The sequence below is a fragment of the Phyllobacterium sp. genome (assembly GCF_037994405.1).
Classification (GTDB): Bacteria; Pseudomonadota; Alphaproteobacteria; order Rhizobiales; family Rhizobiaceae; genus Phyllobacterium.
The window spans coordinates 45,711-55,168 of sequence record NZ_JBBNAN010000173.1 but is presented as its reverse complement, the minus strand read 5'-3'; the positions used below and the strand labels follow the sequence as shown (position 1 = coordinate 55,168).

Annotated in this window: 11 protein-coding genes and 2 pseudogenes; 4 read left to right on the top strand and 9 right to left on the bottom strand. The window is 55.5% G+C overall.

The window, feature by feature from the left end; all coding sequences use genetic code 11:
- Positions 1–3: 3 nt before the first annotated feature.
- Together AAAC48_RS10350 and AAAC48_RS10345 are read right to left on the bottom strand one after the other, a co-directional pair.
- Positions 4–189, bottom strand: a pseudogene (locus tag AAAC48_RS10350) (IS5/IS1182 family transposase); the annotation flags it as partial.
- Between the two features lie 1,038 nt (positions 190–1,227).
- Positions 1,228–1,488: a transcription termination/antitermination NusG family protein gene (locus AAAC48_RS10345; RefSeq protein ID WP_340654102.1), complete on the bottom strand. Its 261-nt coding sequence runs from the start codon at positions 1,486–1,488 to the stop codon at positions 1,228–1,230.
- A gap of 434 nt (positions 1,489–1,922) precedes the next feature.
- Between AAAC48_RS10345 and AAAC48_RS10340 the strand changes: the two genes are divergently transcribed.
- Entirely contained in the window at positions 1,923–2,849 is a 927-nt protein-coding gene (locus AAAC48_RS10340; RefSeq protein ID WP_340654101.1) for a Gfo/Idh/MocA family oxidoreductase, read from the top strand.
- A gap of 135 nt (positions 2,850–2,984) precedes the next feature.
- Here the strand turns inward: AAAC48_RS10340 and AAAC48_RS10335 are convergent.
- A pseudogene (locus AAAC48_RS10335) lies at positions 2,985–3,122 on the bottom strand (hypothetical protein); the annotation flags it as partial.
- A 176-nt stretch (positions 3,123–3,298) separates the two neighbouring features.
- Here AAAC48_RS10335 and AAAC48_RS10330 point away from each other — a divergent pair.
- The 3 genes from AAAC48_RS10330 (at position 3,299) to AAAC48_RS10320 (ending at position 4,690) form a co-directional block, all read left to right on the top strand.
- Complete coding sequence (locus tag AAAC48_RS10330) at positions 3,299–4,021, top strand: DUF2270 domain-containing protein (protein ID WP_340654100.1); 723 nt, start codon at positions 3,299–3,301, stop codon at positions 4,019–4,021.
- Positions 4,022–4,099: 78 nt separating this feature from the next.
- Positions 4,100–4,351 carry a hypothetical protein gene (locus AAAC48_RS10325; protein ID WP_340654099.1) on the top strand — a complete coding sequence of 84 codons (252 nt, stop codon included), beginning with the start codon at positions 4,100–4,102 and terminating at the stop codon, positions 4,349–4,351.
- A 27-nt stretch (positions 4,352–4,378) separates the two neighbouring features.
- Positions 4,379–4,690 carry a hypothetical protein gene (locus AAAC48_RS10320; protein ID WP_340654098.1) on the top strand — a complete coding sequence of 104 codons (312 nt, stop codon included), beginning with the start codon at positions 4,379–4,381 and terminating at the stop codon, positions 4,688–4,690.
- 138 nt (positions 4,691–4,828) lie between these two features.
- Here the strand turns inward: AAAC48_RS10320 and AAAC48_RS10315 are convergent, their stop codons facing one another.
- From AAAC48_RS10315 to AAAC48_RS10290, 6 genes are all read right to left on the bottom strand, one after another.
- A complete protein-coding gene (locus AAAC48_RS10315) occupies positions 4,829–5,386 on the bottom strand; it encodes a MerR family transcriptional regulator (protein WP_340654097.1) in 558 nt (185 codons plus the stop codon).
- Positions 5,387–5,521: 135 nt separating this feature from the next.
- On the bottom strand, positions 5,522–5,842 hold the full coding sequence (locus tag AAAC48_RS10310; RefSeq protein WP_340654096.1) for an integration host factor subunit alpha: 321 nt from the start codon (positions 5,840–5,842) through the stop codon (positions 5,522–5,524).
- Positions 5,843–5,965: 123 nt separating this feature from the next.
- Entirely contained in the window at positions 5,966–6,937 is a 972-nt protein-coding gene (locus AAAC48_RS10305) for a beta-ketoacyl-ACP synthase III (RefSeq protein WP_340654095.1), read from the bottom strand.
- Positions 6,938–8,017 carry a phosphate acyltransferase PlsX gene (gene plsX / locus AAAC48_RS10300; RefSeq protein ID WP_340654094.1) on the bottom strand — a complete coding sequence of 360 codons (1,080 nt, stop codon included), beginning with the start codon at positions 8,015–8,017 and terminating at the stop codon, positions 6,938–6,940.
- A 218-nt stretch (positions 8,018–8,235) separates the two neighbouring features.
- Positions 8,236–8,805 carry a DUF177 domain-containing protein gene (locus tag AAAC48_RS10295; protein ID WP_340654093.1) on the bottom strand — a complete coding sequence of 190 codons (570 nt, stop codon included), beginning with the start codon at positions 8,803–8,805 and terminating at the stop codon, positions 8,236–8,238.
- A gap of 11 nt (positions 8,806–8,816) precedes the next feature.
- On the bottom strand, positions 8,817–9,371 hold the full coding sequence (locus tag AAAC48_RS10290; RefSeq protein ID WP_340654092.1) for a ubiquinol-cytochrome C chaperone family protein: 555 nt from the start codon (positions 9,369–9,371) through the stop codon (positions 8,817–8,819).
- Positions 9,372–9,458: the final 87 nt, after the last annotated feature.

Here is a 9,458-nt window from a genome sequence, read left to right as displayed (position 1 = left end):
AGATTAGGGCGTGGACTCGTTAATGCGCAGCCATAACCTGATCGACGCGAGTTGGATGAATGCCAGATAGTTGGCCGCAAGCTTGTCGTAACGCGTTGCGACATTGAAAAGCCGTTCGACTAAGTTGCGAGCGCTGTAAAGATAAAGGGCTGAAGCAGAGCGCTTCTTCCGGTTCCGTCTCGGTGGGATGTTCACTCCAGCACCGGCCTCCACACGCGCCTCTTCTTGTTCACGCGATCGCGATCTCAACATCATTGTGATTTGATAACCGCCGAACGCCCATGCATTATTTCGGCAAGGCGGCTCGGATAGTTTAGATGTCTACATTCGTCATTTGCGCGGTGTTCGTACTTGCTACTTGGGCAGGATGCAGGAAGTTTCCTGTATGGCCGACGCCTTTATCTACGAAACGGCTGCGCCATCCGTTCCGGTTGCCGTTCTGGAGATCCGCAACAACGAGGCCCGCCCATTTCTCTCCATAAGTTTCTGAACGGGCCTCGCTTTCGGTCGGCGGCCAGGCACCAGGATGACATCCGTGCTAAGTGCTCCCAATTCGGAGGGAAAGATGCGACTATTTTTGGTGTTGATTTTGATGGCGCTGAGCGGCTGCGTATCCAATGTTTCCCCGGATAGTGATGGTATACCACGCCGCGCGTCCTGGGCTGGAAACAATTAGCTGCCAGAAGCGTGCACTCCCTGACCGGCCGCCCGAGGCGCGATAGCAAGGCCTCACGTTTTCTTAACCATACAAGTGCACGCTCGTACCGCTGGTGGCCAACATCCACTGGCCCGGCCTGCCTCTGTATTGCTTAATCGGCAGGTCTTGTTCCTTCACCGCCAGTGGTACCAAGCCACCCCCTAGGTTTCACCAAGCGCACATAGCGCAGGAGCATTAGGCGCGCCGTTAGTTCACAGGCGTTCCAAAGCAGCCACGCGTGGAGTTTGCGCATGGTGGCGCCTTGAGACCGCATCTGCGGGGGTGAATCTCTAAGTCGGATTGCCTAGTTGAGTGTCCCTTTGTGGTGGTTGAGGTTCTGAAGGAACACGCCAATCTTCAGATAATCGAAACGGCGATTGGGAGTAAGCGCTCACCTGATCCCCTGCTATCCCGAATAGTTTGAAGATGTCAGAAGATGCGCGCAGCGCGGGTGTCGTCGAACTGCATGTCAACCTCGGCGAGATAGATCGCTTCAACATGATCGGCTGAAATGCGAGCCGGACGGCCATCTACGCCCAAGATGCATTCAACGCCGGCGCAGCCACGAACCTTGAAGAAGTTTCGATCGGATTGAGGTAGCCCACGAACACATCTCGCGGCATCAGCGGGGTTTCTCGGGTCGTATAGGTGTGCGTCCGCTTGTTCTTCACCTCAACGCGGCGGCGCGGATAATAGACGTCGTATCCAGCCTTTCGGATGTTGGCTGAAGCTTTGTCTTCCGCCTTCACATTGGTCCGCACCACGTACCAGTGCTTGTCCTTGTCTATCAAGTCTGTCCTGCGTGGGCTGCTACTGAATGAGATTTTGGCAAACAAAGATGCACAGAACTGCACCTCATGGGACGGACGAGCACCAGTCCTGCACTGTGCGAATCGCTTTCATTGAAGTCGCCAAAGATTTTGATATCCCGTATCCGGATGGCCGTAACCGGCTGAGATGATCGATCTGCAGCTTGATGGTTGAACACCCCTCATGTGCTGCTATTGCGTTTCATTTCCCGCAATTGGCCGTTATCAACACAATTTTGCTCTGCCCTTCCCAAAACCACAGGTTGCGACCTTGATTGTTTCAAGGGATGTGGTTCCGTCTCCCAGTCCATACGGGGTGTCTCTCCAACACCGCCAGTACGGCACCTTTATCGTGCTTCAAAAGCCGGCCGTGATAAGTCATACTTTGAAGTAACACATCAAAGCGAGTTCACAACATGCAACCTATCAATCTCGCCATCGTCGGCGTCGGCAAAATCGTTCGCGACCAGCATCTGCCCTCGGTCAACAAGAGCGCGGATTTCAATCTGGTTGCGACAGCAAGCCGCCACGGCACGATCGACGGCGTTCCGGCCTACCAAACCATAGACGCAATGCTGGACGCAGTCCCTTCGATCAACGCAGTGTCTCTGTGCATGCCACCACAATTTCGTTACGAGGCCGCGCATAAGGCGCTTTCGGCCGGCAAACATGTTTTCCTTGAAAAGCCTCCGGGAGCCACGCTTTCCGAAGTTGCAGATCTGGAAACGACGGCCGCGGTTAAGGGGGTATCGCTCTTCGCAAGCTGGCACTCGCGCTATGCCCCGGCCGTCGAGCCCGCCAAAGCTTTCCTCGCTTCCACACGTATCAAAAGTGTGAAAGTCATTTGGAAGGAAGACGTGCGGCATTGGCACCCGAACCAAGCCTGGATCTGGCAGGCCGGCGGTCTTGGCGTTTTTGATCCAGGTATCAACGCGCTTTCGATTGTCACACACATTTTGCCCAAGGCCGCCTTCATCACAGCCGCGACGCTTGAATTCCCGGAGAATTGCGACGCACCCATTGCCGCCGAGCTGCATTTCAAGGACGCCGACAATCTGCCAATCCACGCGGTGTTCGACTGGCGGCAAACTGGAAAGCAGACCTGGGATATCGTCGCTGAGACCGAAGCCGGAACCATGGTCCTCGCAGAAGGCGGCGCGAAGCTGTCGATCAATGATGAGCTCAAATTCTCGGAGCCGGAGCACGAATACTCTACGCTCTATAGTCGCTTTGCCGAAATCATAAAATCTGGCAGGTCGGATGTCGACGTGGCTCCACTTCGCCACGTGGCCGATGCCTTCCTGCTCGGCAAGCGGAAGTCTGTGGAAGCATTCCTCGATTGAGATCGACTTCGGTTGAAATTCAACCGAAGTCATACCAAACCTCCCGCTCCAGTTTCTGAGCAAGCCCCAGGTAAAGACAACGTCGTCGGCCGAGAGATCGGCGAGCGTAGCGCCTTCGATGAGGATGCCGTCGCCGTCGCCGTCGCCGCCATCGAGGAGATCATCGCCTTCTCCGCCGTCCAGATCGTCCTGGCCGGCAAGTCCCCAGATCCGGTCGTTTTCATTCGTCCCGAACAGGGTGTCGTTAGCACCGGTACCAACTATCGTTGCCAAGGAGCATTCCACTCCGCAGCCGCTGCATGGAGTAAAAAAGGAAAATATGCCCAACCGCACACAAATGCACTGGTTGGACCGAGCAGCACCAAACGTCGCACGAAGCTCTAACGCGAGCTATTGATAGCGGTTTGGTGTAAATTGGACGAGGGCGGAGGGTCCGTTGGGAGGCCGACATGGACGAAGCTCAGAAACAACTTCAAGAAGAAAATATCGCGCCGAAATGGTCAGCACCACCGCTGCCAGCCACATCAGCCGAATACATCACGGTATTGGCGCATTATCATCGCGCCGAGATGGGGCGCATGGCAGGTTGGCGCGACCGGATCGACCGGACAACCAACTGGGCCATCACTGGTGTTGCGGCAATGCTGTCGCTATCCTTATCCACGCCGACGTCACACCATGGCGTGCTCCTGTTTGCGATGGTGCTGGTACAACTTCTCCTTCTGATCGAAGCCCGGCGCTATCGGTTCTTCGACGTCTATCGCGGCCGGGTGCGCCGATTGGAGAAACACTACTTCGCCCAGATCCTGGCCCCCCTGCCCGAGCCAGACAGCGAGTGGTCGCGCCTGCTGGGTCAAGATTTGCGCAGACCGCAATTCATGATCTCCATTCGGACGGCGATGGCGCGACGCCTGCGGCGCAACTATATGTGGATGTTTTTAATTCTGCTTCTGGCATGGGTGCTGAAAATCTCGACACCCAAATTGCAGGACGAGGGCGGAACGCTCGACGTCGCACGGTCCCTGCACGAGATTGTCGGGAATGCTGCATTCGGGCCAATACCCGGTTGGGCCATATTGGTCGCGGTGGTTATGTTCTATTGCTGGCTTGCCTATGCGGCGCTGCTGACTGACGACCCTGACGAGAAGGAACACGGCGCGGTTCACGTTTGACCTCCGGCGCTTCATTCTACAGCGGAACATATGCCGTGCGCAGCCGTTATTCCCTCGTGATGAACAGGAGCTTATGACATGGCTATATTCTCGAAAAATGCGGACGATATTCAGGCTGACGTTGAGGCACAGATTGCGGCCTTGCGGAAGGAAATCTCGAAAATCTCCGCCAGCCTCTCAGATTTGCGCGGTGAGAGGTTTGACGAGATGAAGCGCGTGGCTGGCAGGCAGGCCCGGTACGCCGCGGACACGGCGAAGGAAAACCCTGTCGCAACCCTGGCGATCGTAGCAGGTGCAGCCTTGCTTATTGGCTTGTTCTCACGGCGCTAATCATTGGCCCATGCAAGGATGAACACAATGGATGATATGACCGAAGCGATGCAGGGCGACGCAGACAAGGCGCTCTTGAAAAGTCAGATTGCCGATCTGAAACGCGATCTGGCGGCGATTGCCAAAACACTTTCCGAGAAGGGAATCGAAATACTGGACGACTTTGCCGACGATGACCGCTCGACCTATGATGAGATAAAGGAACAAGGCCGGCGAGCGGCAATAGGACTAGGTTATCGGGCAAGAAGGATTGCGGATACACCGACTCAAAACTCGGTTTCGACGTTGATGATCATTGCCGGACTTGGTGTCATCATAGGCATGCTTGCACGGGGATAAAATAAATCCAAATTTTTTGGAACAATCGGCGTCGATGTGCATTTTTAGAAAACTGGTCCCCCAACCAGTCAGGCCGCACCCCACGGCCAACCCCCGAGTCCCAGCTTTCGCTTTACGTGAAAGCTGGGCTTTTTCTTGTTAACGGACCTGATCGAGGAGACGCTTACACTCGAGAAGGTCAAAGAGTGTTTCCTGCAGAAGCGTTCGATTGTCCTTGGAAAGCCGTTTGCCGTCGGCAGCGACCGGCCCTTCGTCGTCGCCCTTGATCAATCCAAAGAGGCGACGGCCATGCGGGGCAGCCTTCGGCGTGCCCATGACGGCAGCTTCTTCGGCATCGTCTGCCCTGCTCTGTTCGGCCGCTATCGCTTCTTCCTGGCGGGCAGTCGCCTGCTTCTGCTGGCTGATCGCTTCCGCCGCGGCGGTGTCGCCACTGCCAAGTGCGATGATGAACTGGGTGCCGTTTTCCCGCAGGAGCCGTTGCACTCCCTTGATCGTATAGCCTTGATCATAGAGAAGATGGCGGATACCCTTCAGCAGGTCGACATCGAGCGGACGATAATACCGCCGACCGCCGCCACGTTTCATGGGCTTGATGTGCGTGAACCGGGTTTCCCAGAATCGCAGGACATGCTGGGGCAGATCAAGGTCTTCTGCGACTTCGCTGATGGTTCTGAATGCGTCGGGGCTCTTGTCCATGTTTTCACCCTTTCAGGAGAAAATCTGATTCGACGTCCATTTCAGCGGTTTATGCTCCATTTTTCAAGCGCGACACGAGACTACCGCACAGCAATCTCGCTCGACAGCGTCTCGAATCTGCGAATCTGCCTTGTGTCAGGCAGATTTCTTCTTGCGGGTCTGGTGCGACCGCAAAATGCGCTGCTTCAAAACGTTGGACGCCTTGAACGTCATGACCCGGCGCGGCAAAATCGGAACTTCCTCACCCGTCTTTGGATTGCGGCCAACGCGTTCGTTCTTGTCTCTTACCTGGAACGTGGCGAAAGATGACAATTTTACTGTCTCGCCACGAACAATTGCGTCACACACTTCATCGAGAATTGTCTCGACCAGTGAAGCTGACTCTGTGCGCGAAAGCCCTACCTTGCGATAGACTGCCTCAGCCAGATCAGCGCGCGTAATGGTCTTACCCCCCATACGATCTCAAAGCTCTCGTTTGTTGCAAAACTACCAGGTGACAGCGGAAGTTATAGGATGAAAACCGATCGGGCAAGCAGGTTGGAAAAGTTCGTGAACTAATCTGCAGACCCGCTAGACCCGCTACCACCGTAGCAGAACTGCACCCCACGTAAAGCCCCCACCCATGGCTTCAAGAAGCACCAAATCGCCTTGCTTGATGCGACCGTCTGCGACCGCGGTCGCAAGAGCTAAGGGTACTGAAGCGGCTGAAGTATTTCCGTGCTGGTCGACCGTGATGACCACCTTTTCTTCCGCCAGATTGAGCTTCTTCGCGGAGGCATCGATGATGCGCTTGTTGGCCTGATGCGGGACGAACCAATCGATGTCCTCAGCGGTGATTCCGGCCTCGGAAAACGACGCCTCGATGACGTCGGTAATCATGCCGACGGCGTGCTTGAAGACCTCCCTGCCCTCCATTCTCAGGTGCCCGACAGTCTGTGTCGTGGAGGGGCCGCCATCAACATATAGTTTCTGCTTGTGCGAGCCGTCAGAGCGAAGATTGGCGGTCAAAACGCCGCGATCCGAGGTCAAACCGCGCCCTTCGCTTGCTTCCAGCACAAGCGCGCCGGCACCATCACCAAAGAGCACACAGGTCGTGCGGTCATTCCAGTCGAGGATGCGGGAAAAGGTCTCCGATCCTATCACCAGAACGCGCCTGGCCATGCCGCCACGAATATAGAGATCAGCCGTGGTGACGGCATAGACGAAACCCGAGCAAACCGCCTGCATGTCGAATGCGAAGCCATGCGTCATCCCGAGGCGTGCCTGAATATCGACTGCCGAGGCAGGAAACGTATTATCCGGCGTCGAGGTCGCAAGGATAATCAGATCAATGTCATCCGGTGTCAGGCCGGCATTGTCCAGCGCTGCCCGCGCAGCTGCTTCGCCGAGGGAAGCTGTCGTTTCACCCTCACCAGCGATATAGCGCTGCCGGATGCCGGTCCGCTGAACGATCCATTCGTCTGATGTTTCAACAATGCCTTCTAGGTCAGCATTCTTTACCACACGCGCCGGCTTGGCTGCGCCTATACCTCTGACAACTGACCGGATCATCTATTTTTCCTGTTGTTCTATCTCAGCTTCTGCGTCGCTCTCGCCCTGGAAGGCCACGCCGACCGGGCTCTTGTGGAAGTGGGTCAAATCCGCCGCGATCTTGTCCAAAAGCTTGTTGTGGGCCATGTCGTAGCCCACATCGATGGCTGAAGCAAAGCCCAAAGCATCGGTGCCGCCATGACTCTTGATGACGACGCCGTTCAATCCGAGAAATACCCCGCCATTGGTTTTGCGGGGATCCATCTTTTCACGCATGCGGTCGAACGCACCCTTGGCAAAAAGATAGCCGATCCTCGACATCAAGGTACGGTTCATGGCGTCGCGCAAATACTGAGTGTATTGTTTGGCCGTGCCTTCGGCCGCCTTGAGCGCGATATTTCCGGCAAAACCTTCTGTCACAACAACATCGACAGTGCCTTTGCCGATGTCATTTCCTTCGACGAAACCGTAATATTCGAGGCTTGGTAGCGGAATTTCACGCAGGATTCGAGCTGCATCCTTGACGTCGTCCTGGCCCTTGATCTCCTCGACGCCGACGTTGAGCAAGCCAATTGTTGGCCGCTCGATCTCGAAGAGCGAGCGCGCCATAGCCGCACCCATTACCGCATAATCAACGAGCTGCTGCGCGTCTGCACCAATCGTCGCGCCAATGTCCAGCACAATGCTTTCGCCGCGCAGTGTCGGCCAGACGCCGGCAATCGCTGGCCGCTCAACATTGGCCATGGTGCGGAGGCAAAATTTGGACATGGCCATCAACGCGCCGGTATTGCCAGCCGAAACGCAGACATCAGCCTCGCCAGTCTTGACCGCTTCGATTGCGCGCCACATGGACGATTTCCAACGACCGCTGCGCAGAGCCTGGCTGGGCTTCTCGTCCATGCGCACAGCAACGTCGCAATGGTGGAAGGTAGAAGCATTGGACAATGCCTGATGGCGGGCAAGCACCGGTTTGACTTCTTCCTCGCGCCCGAAGATCACAAACCTGATGTCAGGATGGCGCTCCAGCGCCGTTGCCATGCCGGGAATAACGATTTCAGGACCGAAATCACCGCCCATGGCATCAATGGAAATTCTGATCACTCTCGATTGTCCTGTCCTGTTCAGTGCTTGTGGGTAAGCAAAGGATGTTCTTTGAAAAGACTCGGCGAAAATAGTCATTTTGCATTGGCGCACAACTGGTTTCTGCGCATCTACCAACTCACCGAGCTGCGTTATCGTGAAAATCCTGTCCCTAGAATGGTGATAAATGCGATCTGCAGACCATGTTTCATGCATCTACCCGCAGGATGGCTATCCGATCAAGTCTTCTGTTTCCAATCCTTCAGTGCCGCAAAGGGATTCTCTGGCTTTTCAGCCTCGCCATCGTCCTCTCCATAGGTCACTACGATGGGTGGAGCGGCCTTTAGTCCTTGCTTGCGCGGATAGGGGTCGATCGCAAGTTCGAAAAACTCCTCGGCAATCGCACCCGCGTCAAGCGTATCGCCGGAAAATGTCTCCGGTATGTCTGGACCCTCCGCACTAATGATCAGTTCACCATTCTCGTCGAGCGGCAGACGGGCAAGTCGGGAATTTTCCGGAACAAAAATCGAATCAATTTCGGTGTCTATCTTCGCGTCAATCGGCTCAAGGGTCACAATGCATGACTGAACGATTTCGGCTTTGACAACACCGCGAACTCGAACACCATCCTTCTTCCACGGTATGATCTGAAGGTCGGCCACAAAGGATTTGACATCTTCGAGCTCATGAATGTCACGCAATGCCTCACGCTCGTGAGTATTTGCCTCAATTTTCACGGCAAGTCCCTTTTGCTGCAGCCGTTGAACCGAAACGGGAAAGCTTAATGCCCCATCTGTATTCCTCGTCATCGTGCGTCCTCCTACGATGATGCAATATCTGCAGCGGCGTCGGGAAATGTCACCTTGCCGGTCGCGATCATATCATCGGATTGGTCCTCAAGCTGCCGCACTACCTGGCCGACATAATTTGCAAGCGGGGTTGCGCCTGCCCAGTTCGGGGTGTCCGGGCGGACATTGCGGGCGAGCGCCGCGACAAGTGCGGGATAATCATTGTTTTCGAGTGCTTTGTCGTAAGATTCGATGCGGCCGTAGAACATGCGCGCGAGTTTCTTCATGCGCTTGGGCACCCCCGTGTCGCCGATGCCGAGCTCGCGCAGGGAATGATCGACGTCTTTGAAGAACTCGTCCGTCACCTCCTGACCAATCGATCTAAGCGCCTCGGTTCTTCCCTTGATACGCCGTACGAACAAGAAGACATGCAGCGAGAGCATTTCGTAGCGGCCCAATGGCGAATCCGGTACTTCGAAGTCAGAATAAAGGGTGGGCTGCCGCGCCGCTGCCACGATCGCATCGTAGAGCGCAATGGTAATCGCCTCATTTGCTTTGGCCTTGCGGCTAAATAGACTGAGAATCATAGAGTTGTGCCTTAACTTGAGTCCTCCACGCAGCACGAGTCGCGTGTTGCATCGGACTTCAAGGTGGTTTACCGAAGTTCTGCGGGC

Excerpts from the sequence above, each read along its gene's own strand:
- AAAC48_RS10325 (WP_340654099.1), top strand. The coding sequence starts at position 4,100 with ATGGCTATATTCTCGAAAAATGCGGACGATATTCAGGCTGACGTTGAG.
- AAAC48_RS10330 (WP_340654100.1), top strand. The coding sequence starts at position 3,299 with ATGGACGAAGCTCAGAAACAACTTCAAGAAGAAAATATCGCGCCGAAA.
- AAAC48_RS10295 (WP_340654093.1), bottom strand. The coding sequence starts at position 8,805 with ATGACGAGGAATACAGATGGGGCATTAAGCTTTCCCGTTTCGGTTCAA.
- AAAC48_RS10340 (WP_340654101.1), top strand. The coding sequence starts at position 1,923 with ATGCAACCTATCAATCTCGCCATCGTCGGCGTCGGCAAAATCGTTCGC.
- AAAC48_RS10315 (WP_340654097.1), bottom strand. The coding sequence starts at position 5,386 with ATGGACAAGAGCCCCGACGCATTCAGAACCATCAGCGAAGTCGCAGAA.
- AAAC48_RS10305 (WP_340654095.1), bottom strand. The coding sequence starts at position 6,937 with ATGATCCGGTCAGTTGTCAGAGGTATAGGCGCAGCCAAGCCGGCGCGT.
- AAAC48_RS10290 (WP_340654092.1), bottom strand. The coding sequence starts at position 9,371 with ATGATTCTCAGTCTATTTAGCCGCAAGGCCAAAGCAAATGAGGCGATT.
- AAAC48_RS10310 (WP_340654096.1), bottom strand. The coding sequence starts at position 5,842 with ATGGGGGGTAAGACCATTACGCGCGCTGATCTGGCTGAGGCAGTCTAT.
- AAAC48_RS10320 (WP_340654098.1), top strand. The coding sequence starts at position 4,379 with ATGGATGATATGACCGAAGCGATGCAGGGCGACGCAGACAAGGCGCTC.